The organism is Candidatus Binatia bacterium (genome assembly GCA_036504975.1).
Taxonomy (GTDB): domain Bacteria; phylum Desulfobacterota; class Binatia; order UBA9968; family UBA9968; genus JAJPJQ01.
In genome coordinates this window covers 20,133-35,109 of record DASXUF010000138.1, presented here as the reverse complement: position 1 = coordinate 35,109, position 14,977 = coordinate 20,133, and the positions used below count along the sequence as shown (strand labels likewise).

15 protein-coding genes are annotated in these 14,977 nt (G+C 58.2%); 4 read left to right on the top strand and 11 right to left on the bottom strand.

The window, feature by feature from the left end; translation table 11 throughout:
- Window positions 1-146 precede the first annotated feature (146 nt).
- From VGL70_17830 to VGL70_17780, 11 genes are all read right to left on the bottom strand, one after another.
- On the bottom strand, window positions 147-356 hold the full coding sequence (locus VGL70_17830; protein HEY3305385.1) for a winged helix-turn-helix domain-containing protein: 210 nt from the start codon (window positions 354-356) through the stop codon (window positions 147-149).
- 37 nt (window positions 357-393) lie between these two features.
- Window positions 394-1,374 carry an ABC transporter substrate-binding protein gene (locus VGL70_17825; GenBank protein ID HEY3305384.1) on the bottom strand — a complete coding sequence of 327 codons (981 nt, stop codon included), beginning with the start codon at window positions 1,372-1,374 and terminating at the stop codon, window positions 394-396.
- 51 nt (window positions 1,375-1,425) lie between these two features.
- Window positions 1,426-2,406, bottom strand: a complete 981-nt coding sequence (locus VGL70_17820) for an ABC transporter substrate-binding protein (protein HEY3305383.1) — start codon at window positions 2,404-2,406, stop codon at window positions 1,426-1,428.
- Window positions 2,407-2,443: 37 nt separating this feature from the next.
- Window positions 2,444-2,755, bottom strand: a complete 312-nt coding sequence (locus VGL70_17815; GenBank protein ID HEY3305382.1) for an ABC transporter substrate binding protein — start codon at window positions 2,753-2,755, stop codon at window positions 2,444-2,446.
- A 375-nt stretch (window positions 2,756-3,130) separates the two neighbouring features.
- Window positions 3,131-3,790, bottom strand: coding sequence for a class II aldolase/adducin family protein (locus tag VGL70_17810; GenBank protein HEY3305381.1), 660 nt, complete (start codon window positions 3,788-3,790; stop codon window positions 3,131-3,133).
- 161 nt (window positions 3,791-3,951) lie between these two features.
- Complete coding sequence (locus VGL70_17805; protein HEY3305380.1) at window positions 3,952-5,571, bottom strand: UbiD family decarboxylase; 1,620 nt, start codon at window positions 5,569-5,571, stop codon at window positions 3,952-3,954.
- Between the two features lie 41 nt (window positions 5,572-5,612).
- Entirely contained in the window at window positions 5,613-6,587 is a 975-nt protein-coding gene (locus tag VGL70_17800; GenBank protein ID HEY3305379.1) for an ABC transporter substrate-binding protein, read from the bottom strand.
- Window positions 6,588-6,794: 207 nt separating this feature from the next.
- On the bottom strand, window positions 6,795-7,895 hold the full coding sequence (locus VGL70_17795; protein HEY3305378.1) for a cupin domain-containing protein: 1,101 nt from the start codon (window positions 7,893-7,895) through the stop codon (window positions 6,795-6,797).
- Window positions 7,882-8,607 (bottom strand): iron-containing redox enzyme family protein, encoded by a 726-nt coding sequence (locus tag VGL70_17790; protein ID HEY3305377.1) that lies wholly within the window; start codon window positions 8,605-8,607, stop codon window positions 7,882-7,884. The genes VGL70_17795 and VGL70_17790 overlap by 14 nt, the downstream gene beginning before the upstream one ends.
- Window positions 8,608-8,681: 74 nt before the next feature.
- The gene (locus VGL70_17785; GenBank protein HEY3305376.1) at window positions 8,682-9,461 is read right to left on the bottom strand and encodes an alpha/beta hydrolase; all 780 of its coding nucleotides are present in this window, start codon (window positions 9,459-9,461) and stop codon (window positions 8,682-8,684) included.
- Window positions 9,462-9,692: 231 nt separating this feature from the next.
- Window positions 9,693-10,211 carry an alpha-isopropylmalate synthase regulatory domain-containing protein gene (locus VGL70_17780; GenBank protein ID HEY3305375.1) on the bottom strand — a complete coding sequence of 173 codons (519 nt, stop codon included), beginning with the start codon at window positions 10,209-10,211 and terminating at the stop codon, window positions 9,693-9,695.
- 136 nt (window positions 10,212-10,347) lie between these two features.
- On the opposite strand from VGL70_17780, the gene VGL70_17775 reads away from it, so the two are divergent.
- The 4 genes from VGL70_17775 (at window position 10,348) to VGL70_17760 (ending at window position 14,956) form a co-directional block, all read left to right on the top strand.
- Complete coding sequence (locus tag VGL70_17775; GenBank protein HEY3305374.1) at window positions 10,348-10,974, top strand: hypothetical protein; 627 nt, start codon at window positions 10,348-10,350, stop codon at window positions 10,972-10,974.
- 38 nt (window positions 10,975-11,012) lie between these two features.
- Window positions 11,013-12,017, top strand: a complete 1,005-nt coding sequence (gene mltG, locus VGL70_17770) for an endolytic transglycosylase MltG (GenBank protein HEY3305373.1) — start codon at window positions 11,013-11,015, stop codon at window positions 12,015-12,017.
- A gap of 613 nt (window positions 12,018-12,630) precedes the next feature.
- A complete protein-coding gene (locus VGL70_17765; protein HEY3305372.1) occupies window positions 12,631-13,959 on the top strand; it encodes a hypothetical protein in 1,329 nt (442 codons plus the stop codon).
- A gap of 13 nt (window positions 13,960-13,972) precedes the next feature.
- Window positions 13,973-14,956, top strand: coding sequence for an AAA family ATPase (locus tag VGL70_17760; protein ID HEY3305371.1), 984 nt, complete (start codon window positions 13,973-13,975; stop codon window positions 14,954-14,956).
- Window positions 14,957-14,977: the final 21 nt, after the last annotated feature.

Below are 14,977 nucleotides of genomic sequence, written 5' to 3'. Positions count from 1 at the left end.
CGTTGCTCCTGCAACGTCTCGGCCTTACGCTCCCGGAGCGAATCCGCCCGCTTTCAATGGCGAAAATGTAGTGCCGACTTGAGGACCTAAGTTATGGATATTCCGTGATCGCGACCTTCTTACTGTGGAAGTCGGGCTAGTGTGTCTTAAGGCTCGGTTAGCCAGAGCAGGATGCTACGGTTCTCCTGACGTAATTCAACTTTCCCCTCGCGGGCAAGCCAGCCGATAGCCATATCCACGAGCGGCTTGGGAGCATTAATTCCCCGCTCCACAGCATTCAGGCTTGACCTACCTTTTGAGTGTAAGAAATCCCATACCAGCCCTGCGGTCTCGCCAATATTCTCCACGTTCCACATAAGTTCACCCCCTTTCTCGCGGGTTCATTTTGTCTCCTCACTTTATCACCTTGTCCGCTCTTGCCAGCACGTTCGGCGGGATCGTCACGCCGATCTGTTTCGCCGTTTTCAAATTGATCACCAGCTCGAACTTCGTCGGCTGCTCGACGGGCAAGTCAGCGGGCTTGGCGCCTTTCAGAATTTTGTCGACGTACGTGGCGGCGCGTCGGTACAAATCGGAGAAGCTTATGCCGTAAAACATGAGACCACCACCAATGATGAACTCGCTGTATGGATAGATGGCCGGCAGTCGGTTCTTTGCGGCGAACTCCACGATCCGCTTTTGATTGATGCTTATGACTGGAACAGCGGCCACAGTGATAGCCTGTGCGCGCTCCCTTAATGCCGCTTCGAACGCGCTGCCGAATCCCTCCGCGCTCCGCACCTCCAGTGATTGAATTTGCAGTCCGAGCGATGGGGCGACGGCTTGGAGCCTCACCAATCCGGCTCCTGGATTGGCCGGATCCCAGAAGTAAGCCACCCTCGTAACCCTTGGGAAGGTCTCCTTGAGTAACTCCAGTCTCTTGCCTTCTAACTCTGGATTGAGAATGCTAAGGCCGGTCACGTTTCCACCGGGCCGGGCGAGGCTAGAAACCAACCCGGCTCTGACGGGATCCCCTGCGCCCGCAAATACGATGGGGATTGTGGTCGTCGCCTTCTTGGCCGCGAGAACACCGGGTGTCGTCGCGGTGACAATCACGTCTACCTTGAGTTTAACCATCTCGGCAGCAAAATCAGAAAGCCGGTCTTGTTTCCCCTCAGCGTATCGAGATTCGATGAATACATTTTTCCCTTCCATATAGCCTAGTTCGCGGAGTCCTTGCCGAAACGCATCGGAGCGCTCAGGTGCCTGACTAGACGAACCGGGACTCAGAACTCCGACACGCGGAACTTTCTTCGCCTGCTGTGCCTCAACCAAACCAGTAATCAGCAAGACGATGATCAGTAAACAGATGAGAACAAGAATTCTTCCGCTCATCGTCTTCTCCTGTCTGTTCACTGTTAACTGATTACTGGTCACTGATTACCATCACTTGATGACCCTATCCGCTCGGTACAGCACCGACTGCGGAATCGTGAGGCCGATCTGCTTCGCGGTTTTCAGATTGATCACCAGCTCGAACTTGCTGGGTCGCTCCACCGGGATGTCACCTGGTTTTGTACCTTTCAATATCTTGTCCACGTGGGTCGCTGCCCGCCGTAGCATATCGGCAACGCTTGTTCCATACGCGATGAGACCTCCGGCTTCCGAGAATTCTTTTCTTTCAGCGATAGACGGCAGACGCTGCTTCACCGCAAGCTCTGCGATCCGTTTTCGATGGTTGGTGAATACTAAGTCATTCGCGAGATGGAGAGCGTTCACGCCGCTCTTTGTCATCACGGAAAAGGCAGCCTCGAACTCATCAACTCCGCGGGCTTCGACTCTGTAAACACGAATACCAAGCGTCCCGGACTCATCTTCTAGGTCCTTTGGAATGCGGTCCCAAGCAGGATTAGCCGGATTGACCAGGTAAGCCACACGGGAGATCTTCGGAGCTACCTCCTTGAGTAGCTCCAGGCGCTTACCGTCTAGCTCCCGGCTAATGAAGATCAGCCCCGTGATGTTCCCACCCGGCCGCGCAAGGCTTGCGACAACTCCTCGTTGAACAAGATCGCCAGCGGCCCCGACAACGATCGGGATCGTCGTTGTTGCTTTTATTGCAGCCAGAACACCTGGGGTAGTGCTGGTGACGATCACGTCAGGATTGAGCCTTACCAGCTCGGCAGCGAGTTGGGGAAGTCGATCTATCTTCTCCTCAGCAAAGCGGTACTCGATGATAATATTCTGGCCTTCGAGGTAGCCCAAGTCACGGAGACCTTGGCGAAAAGCCTGGATGTTGAGTAAGGGATCGGAAGAAAAGGATGGTGATAAAAAACCTATCCGCGGGACTTTCTTAGGTTGCTGTGCCTCTGCTGAAAAGCGAAGCGCAAAGAGCATGGCGCAAAGAACAGTACAAAAGGTTTTTTTCATTTTTTTCGCCTCACGCCTCACGTTTCACGCTTCACGATTACTTGATCACCTTATCCGCCCTTGCCAGCACGTTCGGCGGAATCGTCAGGCCGATCTGCTTCGCCGCCTTCAGGTTGATTACCAGCTCGAATTTCGTCGGCTGCTCGACGGGAATGTCGGCGGGCTTCGCGCCTTTGAGGATCTTGTCGACGAAGTAGGCGGCGCGCCGCCAGTTACCGAGGATGTCCGGCGCATAGCTCATGAGACCGCCTGACTCGACCCATACAGGGGCCGTATACATCGCCGGGAGCCGGTTCTTGGCTGCGAAATCGAGGATCGTAGCGAATAAGAACACTACGCCTCTGCTCATGGTTTTCTCCGGCTAAGTTCAATGGCAAGGCCCGTGCCACATCGCGCAGGTGGCGCACCGATGTCAAGACGTTGAAATCACGGCTCATTTTTAATGCCGCGAGCCGTTCGAGAATTAGGAGAGCGATCGAAAGGTAGCAGGTTCGCTACCCGAGAGTAGCAGAAATGATTCGGGCATCCATCTCGCGCAAAGCCGCAAAGGACGCCAAGAAAAGAATGGAATATTAAAAAGTTCTTCTTTGCGTACTTGGCGTCTTGGCGGGAAGAATTAATAGGGATCGGATCAGAGTTATCTCGCGCAAAGAGCGCAAAGCTCGCCAAGAGGGAGTGCCACGAGCCTGTAACTCAGGCGTGATATCCCTGTGAATAATCCGGGTTAGATTTCACTCTTCGCCCGGAAGTGTTCCCAGGCGCGGGCGTTTGAGGGAGGCTTAAAGGTGCGCCGCGCGACTCTCTCCGCTTCTTCGGCGCTCAGAAACCGCGGTTGGCCCAACTTCATCGCCTCGGTCTGCAAGCGCGCGGACTCTTCGAGATAAAGCGCGAGGATGCAGACTTCGGGAATGCTCTTGCCGACGACGACGGCGCCGTGGCCGCGGAGCAGGATCGCCTTGCTGGGCCCGAGCAGCCGCGCGATCTCGGCCGCGCGCTCCGGCGTCTCCACCTGCCCCGTCCCTTCGAACACCGGCACGCCTTCGTAGAAGATCGCGCTGTAGTTGTGCATCGGCCGCACGGTTTCGCCGACGACGGTGAGCAGGATCACTTGCGGCGAGTGGAAGTGGATCACGGCGCCGGCATCCGGCCGCGCCTTGTAAAAAGCCTGATGCACCGAGGATTGAGGCACCTGCTTGTTGAAATCGACGACGAAAAGATCTTTAGGCTTCACCAGCGCCGGGCTTTGCCGCGGCATGAAGAGCATCTTGTCGCCGCCCACACGCGCGCTCAAATGCGCGAAGGCGTCGCTCAGCCCCTCGCGGCTGATGATGCGCATCGCCGTGACGAAGTCTTTTTTGAGAGCCGTGAGAGAGCTGGATTTCATGTTTGGTCAGTATCCTGTCAAAAGTTGCAAAACAAACCTACCGCCTCTATCCGCCATGCCCGCGAAAGCGGGCATCCAGAGCATCTAATTCTCCTGGATTCCGGCTCGCGCCGGCTGTCGCCAGCTTGGCCGGAATGACGGAAAGAAATACATCAGCGATGTTACACCTTCTTCCGCTGGCCTTTTATTTTTTCTCCGTTCACCAGGTAGTCTCCGAGAACCGCCAGCCGCGCCTCCTCCTCCAGCTCGTCGTCCCAATCGCCCAGCGGATAGCCGTACCAGGGATTCTTCGGCGCGAGCCGCGGCAGGCCCAATTCTTCCCAGATCTTTTTCGCGTTCTCCATGTATTCTTTCTTGGGCAGCGAGACCGGCGGAAATTTCTCGCGCAGGATCGCGTTGATGAGAAGCGCCGACTCGTCGGCCTGGCGCGTCTCGACCGGCTGGTCGTCGCGGCCGAACGGCGGGCCGTGCCCGCGCTCGCGGCCTTTGAGAATCTGCACGTCCTTATCGGGCATCGAGCGATAGCTCACAGCCCACATGATCATGTCCATGTCCCACGGGTCTATATCTTCGTCCACCGCGACCAAAAATTTCCCCACCCCCGGATGGAACGTCGCCGCGCCCATCAGCGCGCGCCAGGTCTCCGCCTCGGTCGGTTTTTTCATCTGCACGACGATCACCTTGCGGAGATTCGTGAGCGGCTCGTGCATCGCGACCTGAACCACGCTCTTGATCCCCAGCTCGCCCTTGAGAAATTTCAAAAACAGCGGCTCGTAGCCGACGCGCTTGATGATGCTCGACTCGCTCGGCGTCACCTGGCTCGTCCACGAGACGAGGATCGGATTTTTTTTCCGCGTGATACAGGTGATCTGCATGAACGGGTTCATCATGCGCGGATGCATGTAGCCGTGCGACTCGCCGAACGGTCCCTCGGGCTCGACGTATTCCGTCGAGAGAATGCCTTCGATGACGATCTCCGCGTCCGCCGGCACTTCGATGTCGACCGTCTGACATTTGACGAGACGGATCGGCTCATCTACAAGCCCGCCCGCGACCGCCAACTCGTCCACTCCATACGGGACCTTCTGTACTGCCGCGTAGGAGACCACCGGCGGCGGTCCGACGACGACGGCGGCTTGGAGAGGAATTCCGCGCTCCTTGCATTTGTTCCAATGCGCGAGGACGTGTTGGCCTGGGCCGGGAAAAATTCCCAATCGGTCGTGGGCTTTCAGATGGCCGCGGTAGTTGCCGACGTTGCGTATGCCGGTTTCGGGGTCTTTGGTGATCCAGTGGCCGGCCGTGATGAACGGGGCGCCGTCGAAGCCGGGGGTCGAGATCGGAACGGGAAATTGGTCCAGCCCGCCCGAGCGTTTTAGGTCTTCTTTCTTCTGGATGATCTCCTGCACCGCGCCGCTTCCCACCATGACGGGCTCGATCGGGCCGCGAAAGGCTTTCTGCCAAGTGTCCGCGATTTCTTCCGGCTTGCAGCCAAGTCCGACCGCACAGATATACTTCGAGCCCGCCATCACGCCGACGCCGACCGGAATATCGTAGCGCCGTCCCTTGGCGCCGGTGACGCGCTCGAAGAGAAAGCCGCGCCAATCTTTTTCCGGGAGTCCGCCGCGATACTGCCAGCGCACGAGCGGGTGCATCTCGGTGTCTTTGTTGATCTCGCGCTTCACGCGGACCAAGAGCCCCGCGCGCTCCAGCGCGTCTATATGATCGCGCAGATCGGCGTATCCTCTTTCCGTGCCCTTAACTCTCGCAGCGCTTTTTGCCATCTTTTCCTCCGGACTATCGCCTGCAGCCTACCGCCTACAGCCTATTTTATTCCCAGTTCTTTGTTGACCTCTCTCCGCAAGCTGAAGTCGAACACCTGCGACGGCTCCATCGGCGCCGGGAGCTTTAGAATCTGCGCCTCAAGAGCCAAATACTCCTTGATCTCTTCGTCGGAAGGAATGCCCGAACCCGTAAACGCCGGTTTGGACATGCGATAGGATTCCAGCGCCATCGACACGTCGGTATTCCACATTTTAGCGAGCATCTGGCTCACTTCTTTTTCGTTTTGCTCAAAGTACTTCCCTGCCTTGGCCTTGGCGCGCAGCATCTTCTTCACCAAGTCGGGCTTTTCCTGAAGCGTCTTTACATGAACGGCCAGGCCGTTCTGAATGCTGGCGAACTTGTCGATCGAGCTGTCGAGGATATTCATTTTGAATTTGTCGCGGCCGAGCAGGACCCACGGCGGGCTGATCGCCGACGCCTGGATCGCGTTCGTAACCAGGGCCTGGAGCTGCCGGCTCTCCTCTCCCGCCTGGAGCGCCGTGATGTCTTTATCCGGATCGAGGCCGTGCAGGGCGAGCAGCTTTCTCGCGGCGGTGTGCTGGCTCCCTCCTACCGTGACGATGCCCATGATTTTGCCTTTGAGATCCTTGACCGATTTGTATTCGGGGCGCGCGATCAGCCAAAAAAGCGGGCGGCGGAGGCTCACGGAAACCGCCCGTAGCGGAACGTTGCTCCGCTGGACCGCCCGTATGGCGCTTCCGATGGAGCTCAAGCCGGTGAGGTCGCCCGTGACTCCGGCGGCGATCGCAAGGTTGGCGGACATCTGCACCAACTGCGGCTCCAGTCCCTCTTCGCGGAAAAATCCTTTTTCCTTGGCGATGAAAAATTCGATCGAGGTGATGCCGCTGCTGGAGTAGCTGATGGTCACTTTTTGCAGCGGCGCCTGCGCCCGGCTCTCAGGCGCGGCGGAGACAAAAAATAGCGCCCCTAACAACGCGACTAAAGTAGCCCTCATCCTCGCTCTCTACGGGTGTTAGATTCTTACGTTTTAATGTTGAACAGAACCACTTCAACAAATTTTATCGCGCCAAGACGCCAAGAGCGCGAAGAAAACAATATCCTCTTATTTCTCCGAACTTGGCGTACTTTGCGTCTGCGCGCGAGTGATCTTTTTTCCGACCCCTTACTCTAAAATTTAACCAGAAATTTCCAACATCTTTGCTTAGTGTTTCGCCGGCGCGACCGCCGGGACCGGCGGCGCTTCCACCGCGCGGAGCGAGTTTTCCGGCTCCTCGCGATAGAGATCGAAGGCCTTCATGACCGGGATGTCGTTGACGGAAAAAAGAATCGCGTCATTGTCACGCGAGCGATTGACGTGCTCGTGCCAGGCCCAGTTGGGGACGACGAAGGAATCGTGCCGCTTCCATTCGAGCGCCTGCTCGCCGACCATCGTCGTCCCTTCGCCGCGGACGGCGAAGTACATGTGGCTCGAAGTGTGCCGGTGCTTTTTCGTGCGCTCGCCGGGCCGCAGCATCTGAATCCAACAGCTCATGGTGGCAAAGGTCGATCCTCCGGCAACCGGGTTGACGTATTCGAGCGAGACGCCGTCATAAGGGCTGCCGGGCGTATTCGCCAAAGACTTGAGCCGCGCCTCGGTGTCTTTCCAGCGGTAGCGCATCGGCAGATTTTTCGCTTTGGTTTTCTCCCAGGTCGGACGAACGTCCCCGGTCCTTTGCCCGAGCGAGCCGCCCTCGTCGCGCAGCGCCTGGAGTTGATTGCCGGGATAGGGCTCGTAGAAAGGCACATTAAGACCGAGAACGAGCGGCACATCCAAAGCGTCGAGCCAGATCGTGCTTTTGTTCGTCGGGTTGCGGTGATCGTGCCACGTCCAGGTCGGCGTCAGGATGAGGTCGTAATCCTCCATCGGGCAAACCTCGCCGTCCACGGTCGTGCAGACGTTGCCGTCGCCCTGAATGACGAAGCGGATCGCAGCCATCGTGTGACGGTGGGCCCAGGCATGCTCGCCGGGCTTGATCATCTGAATGCCCATGAGGAGCGTCTGCGTCGTGCCGTGATTTTCTATGCCGGGATTGTTGAATAAAAGACTCCGCCGCGCGGTTTCGCTTTCCGGCAGCGCCTCGCAGGCCTCGAGCAGCTTGGGATAAACCAAATCCCATGGCCAGATGTAGGGCACCCCTTTGGGCCGCGGCCCGCCGATGGCTCTTACCAACAGCTCTTCGTAGATCCACTGGCCGGTCATGTGGTGACGCTTGAGCTCTTCGTCAAAAGCTTTCAAATCGTTCTTTTTTTCAGGCTGTGCCATATCTCAGCTCCATTGCCGGGTTGGTCCCGGCGCAGGCGTCGACAACGCCGTCGAGATAAACCTTCCATGCCATCATGGATTCCTCGGCGGCTTGCAACGCCGCCTGTTTTTCAGCCTCGGTCCAGAGATATTTCTCCAACAGCGCAAACGAGCCGCCGCCGTGGACCTGATCGACCGAATCGTGCAGCGACCAGAACTCCACGTCGTTGGGAGAAAGTTTTAGTTGGCGCATCCATCGTTCCGCTTCCAACGCCGAAAAGTTGCCGCAGTTCCGATCGTTGGTCCGCTCCAGAACCGCCTTGGCCGCGAGCCCTTCGTGCCACGTGCGGTTCTTGGTCAGCGCCTCCCAGGCGTGGAGCGCGACGACCGTCGTCGGCAGCGGCTTGGCCGACTCGATCTGCTCGCGGCTGAGGCCGACGGCCTTGCCCATTTTAACCAGCAGCTCGAAATGGGAGTGGCCTTCCAGGGCCTCTTCTTCGTAGAGGTTCTCGGTGACGATGAATTTCCTCACCTCGATGTGCGGGCAGTTGCCGACCACGTAAGCCCAGCAGCGCCGGCTATGGCGCGTGAAGATTCCCCACTGCTGGACGAGCATCCTGGCGCCGCTCACGGCCAAATGATCTTTGGAATAAACACACCATTTGAGATTGAGCTGACAGTTGGCGACGACTTTGTCCAGAGACTGGGAAAAAGCAGATGACGGCTGGATCATGACGGCCTCCCGCTTACCTGACTCAATAACTTATAGGCCAAAGGCGGGCCTTCTGTCCAGAAGCCGAGAACCGTCTACTTTGTGGATCCAACGGGCTCGATCCGGCCGGCGGCGGTCCGGTCGATAAAGCTCTTGATGACATCGAAATAGGCGTTTCCGCCAACGTGGAACGTGTCGTTGTGGCCGGCGCCGGGAATTGCATAGAACTCCTTAGGCGACGGCGCCGCGGCGAAAACTTTTTTTCCTTGTTCGACCGGAATCACCTCGTCGCGGTCGCCCTGAAGCACGAGGACGGGGGCTTTCACTTCTTTGATTTTTTCCGCCACGTCATAGCGAGTGCGGAGCAGAGGACCGATCGGCAGGAATGGAAAGACCGCGCGCGCCATTTCGCGGATCGAGACAAACGGCGCCTCGAGTACAAGCGCCAGGCAGTCTTCGCCGGCGGCCAATTCCGTCGCCACAGCAGCGCCCAAGGATTGCCCGAAGATCGCGATTTTTTTCACATCGAGATCTTTTTTGGATCTTAGATATCGGAGCGCCGCGCGGGCGTCTTCGTAGGTGCCTTTTTCGGAGACCGTCCCTTCGCTCCGGCCATAGCCGCGATAGTCGATGATGAAGACGTTGGCTTTCACCCTGTCGTGAAGCAGCTTCATGCCGTCCACGCGATGGCTGATGTTGCCCGCGTTGCCGTGAAACCAGAGCAGCGTGGTCCGCGCTCCGGCATACGGCGCGAACCAGCCGTTTACACGGACACCGTCGGTCGTCATGAAATAGACGTCCTCAAAGCCGAGCCCGACGTCTCGCGGCGTCCGCTCGATCTCGGCGACAGGAAAAAAAATAAATTTCTCTTCCATCAAACAGCCCGATAATAATAGAGCGCAAATAAGCAGGAGCAGCCGAGCACGACGATCTATGCCGCCCGCCCGGGGGTTTCTCGAAGGGCCGATGCGTGAGACGAGGTGCATCAAGCGTACTTCAGAATTTCTTGTAGCATTCTCGTGCCGCGTTGCACAGACGTATCGCATCGGCCCGGAGAGAGACTCACGGGCGGGCGGTTGACTTATGGACGTTTACACCGTCCTGCACTAATGCTTATGTTCGCCTCTGAGTTTCCATTCGAGCCCATCGATAATGCACTCTACGCTCGCCTGAAGAATGTCTTCGGCGACGCCGACGGTGCCCCAGCGCTCTTTGCCGTCGGAGAAGATTCCCAGCACCCGCACCGGACTGGCCGCCCCTCTTTCGTCATCGTCGATCACCTCGCCGTGAGGCAGCAGGCGCACGTCGAACTGTTCGAGACGAACCTCCGAAAGCTGCGGGTAATGTTTCTCCAACACCTTACGCATCGCGTTGTCCACGGCATGCACCGGGCCGCGGCCGCCGGCGGCCACCAGCTCTTCCTCGCCGAAGATTTCGATCAGCACCGAAGCCTCGGTATTGCTTCTCGTTTCGGCGGAGGATTGAAAATCGACCTGATCGTCGATCTTGCATTTAATGATGCGGAAGGGCTTCAGGTAATCTTCCCGTTTGCGGATGGCTATCAGCTCGAACGAAGCCCACGCTCCGTCCAGGCGAAAAAAAACCTCTTTGAGATCCCGTCCCATAAATCGCCTCCTCTAGTCGGCACGACGCGCAAAGCGGCTCGATGATATCCCAGTATATCCTCATATCCTCGTATATTCTCCGGCGCGAGAGGCGAGAAACGGCCGGCCGGGCGCTGCCTGAGATTCGGACGGCTCGGTGAGCCGGAGAAAATCTTTCAAAAATCCCATGACTCTGGTATCATTTATTTCGATGGCGGAAAAGAAGATATCGACCGACCGGCTGCATAATTTCTTCCACGACATGACGCGTCGGAGCTTCTGGCAGCTCGGCATCAACGACGCGACGGTGGCGCGCTACGTTGCCGATGTCCTGACCGACTTCGCCAGCACGAATAATCTTTACCGCATCCGCTCCAGCGCCGGCAAACAGCTCGACAGCGTCGTTGAGATCCTGTCGGAGACGCGTCCGGAGAACCCCGGAGAAAACCGCGTGCTGCAGGAACGCGAGGTGCGCAAGTATCTCGGCGACTACACGCTTTTCATGAGCGGCATCTTTCGCTCGCACGTGGAGAAGAACGGCTTTCTCGACTACTACCTCCAGGAGGGCCAGCGCTCCTACTGGACGGTCTCCGAGCTCGACCTCTCGCTCTACCGCACCGGCTTCATTCTTTTTCAGGAGCTGTCGAAGAAGTTCGAATATTACTCGGGCGCCCTCGACTACATGCGCAAGGCCTATTTTGCGCCGGAACCGGGAGAAGATCCTTTCGCCGGCTGGCTGAAGCAGGTCGAGGGCTGGATGACGACCAACCTGACGGAGAACTGATTCGCGCCCCTCTTTGCTTTTCGACCAAAGCTTTGCGCGTGAAATCCTTTTTTTTAAGCCTGCTCTTCATCCTCTTCTCGGCCCTTCTGGTACTCGGCTTCGCGCTCGCCGCTCTCTACGTCCCGCCGCTTAAAAAGGCCGAGAAGATCGAGATCAAAATCGAGCGCGGCGAGCCCTTCTCGTCCGTCGTCAATAAGCTCAAGGAAAAAGGCGCGCTTCCGAACGACAGGCTTTTTTCCCTGTGGGCCCGCCTGTGGAAGCTCGACAAGAAAATCCACTGGGGCTATTACCGCTTCGATTTGCCGCTGGCGCCCGCCGCGATCATCGATCAAATGGTATTGGGCAAGGGTTTGTTCTACCGCGTGACGGTCCCTGAAGGGCTGACGCTCAAGGAAGTGGCCGACCTACTATGGGCGTCGGGAATCGGCGACAGGGATCGGCTGCTTGCGGAGGCCTCGAACCCAGAGCTGCTATCGCAGCTCGGCTTCGAGGAGACGGGCATCGAAGGTTACCTGTTCCCGAACACCTATTATTTCCCGCCGACGGTCACGGAGAGGGAAATCCTCACCGCGATGGTGGAGCAATTTCGCGCCGTCTTCAATCCGATGATGCCGCAAAAAGTCCCGGACCTTACACCGCACGAGGTCGTGATTCTGGCTTCGATCATCGAAAAAGAAACCGGCGATGAGATCGAGCGGCCTTTGGTCGCGGCCGTATTCCATAATCGTCTGAAGATGAAGATGCCTCTGCAAAGCGATCCCACCGTGATTTACGGCGTGCACCCGCCTGCCAACAATATCACGCGCAAAGACCTCCAAAGCCGCAGCCCGTACAACACCTATCGCGTCAAAGGCCTCCCGCCCGGACCGATCTGCAACCCGGGTCTTTCCTCTCTCAAAGCGGCGCTCTTTCCCGCCGATGTCCCGTACCTCTACTTTGTCTCGAAGAACGACGGCACGCACCTATTCTCGGTGGATCTCGCAGGTCATAACCGCGCGGTCAAATCATATCAAAGCGCGCCCAGCCGCGCCCCACGCCGCTAGTCCTCGCTCCGCTCGGAATCGTTCGACTGAGCTCACGACGAAGTCTCAAATTTCAAATTCCAGATATTTCAAATTGGCGGCAGAGGGGCCCGAGAGTGCGAGCCCGACGGGCAAAGGTCACAGGGACGTGGAGCGACACGCCCCTTCGACAGTCTCAGGGTGGTGAGCGAAGTCGAACCACAGGCCCTGGACGATTGATTAAGCACCTTTGGGGTGGCCGGCGAGGGCGGCCTTCGAGGCACAGAAACTATTGACCTCGCCCGGAGCGGCTCGCGCTCGAGGACTAATCGTATCCGTAACCCACGTTAATCCGCGCTTTATTCTCAGATCTTGCGTGTTATATTAGGTAACAGTGTTATTCTTTTTTTCAGCCCGATCAAAACGGCCCAAGTTAAAATAGTCACAAGTCGCACGGCTGGGGCGCAGCCGTCGTAACAGCCCGCTCGGGGGTTTCTCGAAGGGCCGATGCGTGGGACGTGGAGCCTCAAGCGTATTTTAGAATTTCCGTTAGAACTCTCGTGCCGCGTAGCGCTGTCGTATCGCATCGGCCCGGAGAGAGATCCTCGGGCGTGCTGATGATTGAGTGGACTTTTTTCAACGGCCTGGAGTGTAAATGAATATTTCCATTGCATCCGAGCCGGAAAAAATCATCGGCGTCGTCCGCCATCGTCTTGCGCTCCACGCTCTGTGGCAGGCGGTGCTTTTTTTTCTGCCGCCCTTGCTCGCTTTCTATTACATGATCTTTTTCCTGCATCGCTTCGAATGGCTCGCTTCCGATGCCGTACTGGTCGCCGGCGCAGCGCTTTTGGTTATCGCCAGCCTAGCGGCGGTCGCGCGCTTTCGTTCGCTCGCACCTTCGGAGCGTTTGGTTGCCCGGCTGATCGACGACAAAGCGGCGGGAGAGGATCGCTTCCTTACCCTGGCGACTATCGAGCCTATGGCTTCGCCCCCCGTATTGCTTTCGCGGCTGAAGCGTGAGGCGGCGGCGCTCCACGCGCGCATCGAGTTCAAGCGGGACTTCCCGTTTCGCGTGAGCCGCTCATTCTTAAATTCCTGCATCGCCTCGCTGATCGCCATCTTGCTGTTCCATCTCTCGATGGAGCTGGCGCCGCTGCTCAAGCCGAACGCCCGCGGCGGTAGTGATCTCGCGCTTGTCGGCGAAGAGTTGGCCCGATTTCCCGGCCTGGAAAAATTAGCTGAGCGCCTGAAGGCGGTGGCAACTCAAATCCGGGATCCGGCGATTTCCAACGAAGAGAAGCGCTCGTCGATCGAAGAATTACTGCGCCAGATCAACCAGCAACTCGCCGGCCCGCAAACGACCGCCGGAAGCCGCGACGAGCTTCTGCGCCAAGCTAAAACCCAGTTGAGCGGTTTGGAAGAGGGATTGGGAAGCGGGCAGGGCCAGGGGAAAGGCGCGGGCGGGCAACAATCGTCCGACCAGCGCGAAGGAAGAGGACAAGGAACGGCAGACGGCGGCGAAGCAGAGAAGCAAGGCGGCAAGGGTCCCCCTACGCCGTCTGGAACAGTAGAAAAAAATATTTCCGAAACGACCAAGCCAACGGGACAACAGCAACAAAAACAAGCCGGAGAACTCGGGGGAACCGAACGAGCCCAAGGCGACGACCTCCGGCAGGATAAGGGAAACGGCTTAGGCCGCGGCCCAACGGAGCACATGGAACTTAAAGGCGGCACGGGACCGCAGGATGGGAAATCTCCCTCGATAACCCAGGGCCAGGCGCTAAAAAACTCGCGCTTTGTCACCGTTCAACTGCCCGAAGAACAGACGGCGTCGGAGACCGGCGACGCCACGGGCGACGGCAAGAGAAGATCCCTCGGCTCTAGGCCGCCGGTCGGCAACCTGCCGCTCGCCCGGCCCGATCAGCCGAACGCCGCGGCGGAGAAGCAGATGCTGCCGCTGGAATATCGCGGCATGATCCGTTAGAGAAAGACGCCCCATGGACCCGGAAGAGTTCGGCGAATTATTTTTTCGCATCGAGACGGAGATCAAAGAGGTCATCGTCGGCCACGCCGACGTGATCCGGAAAGTTTTGATCGCCTTTTTCGCCGGCGGCCACGTGCTGCTGGAAGGCGCGCCCGGCCTGGGCAAAACCCTCTTGGTGAAATCTTTGAGCCGTGCCCTGGGCCTCTCTTTCAAGCGCGTCCAGTTCACGCCCGATCTCATGCCTGCGGACATCGTCGGCACGCAGGTGCTCAGCGAGAGCGACGGCCGCCGCGATTTCCAATTCAAGAAAGGCCCGATCTTCGCGCACGTCGTTCTGGCGGACGAGATCAATCGCGCCACGCCGAAAACCCAGTCGGCGGTTTTGGAAGCGATGGAGGAGCGGCAGGTGACGGCGTTCGGCGTGACCTATCCGATGGAACCGCCGTTCATGGTGCTGGCGACGCAGAACCCGATCGAGCTGGAAGGCACCTACCCTCTTCCGGAGGCGCAGCTCGACCGATTTTTCTTTAAGCTATTGGTCGCGCATCCGACGCCCGTCGAATTGACCGAGATTCTCCATCGCACGACGCGCGCGGGTATTCAGGAAGCCACGAAGGTTCTTTCCGCCGACGGCGCCGGAGTCGTCTCCAACATGCAGCTTCTCTTGCGCCAGGTTCTCATCGCGCCGCCGTTGGAGGACTATGTCGTGCGTCTCGTGCACGCGACGCAGCCGGACGGCCAAAATAACGGCGCCGTGCCGGAAGTGAGAGAATATCTTCGCTTCGGTTCCAGCCCGCGCGGCGCGCAGGCGATCATCCTCGGCGCCAAGGGAACCGCCCTGGCGGAAGGCCGCGTGCACGTGAGCCACGAAGACATCGCGGCGGTGATCTATCCCACCTTGCGCCATCGCCTGATTCTCAACTTCCAGGCCGAGGCGGAAAACGTCACGGCGGATCAAATCCTCGCTGCCGTTATCAAAAAAGTCCCGCGCGATTGATCGCCCTTCAAGTAAGAGCAT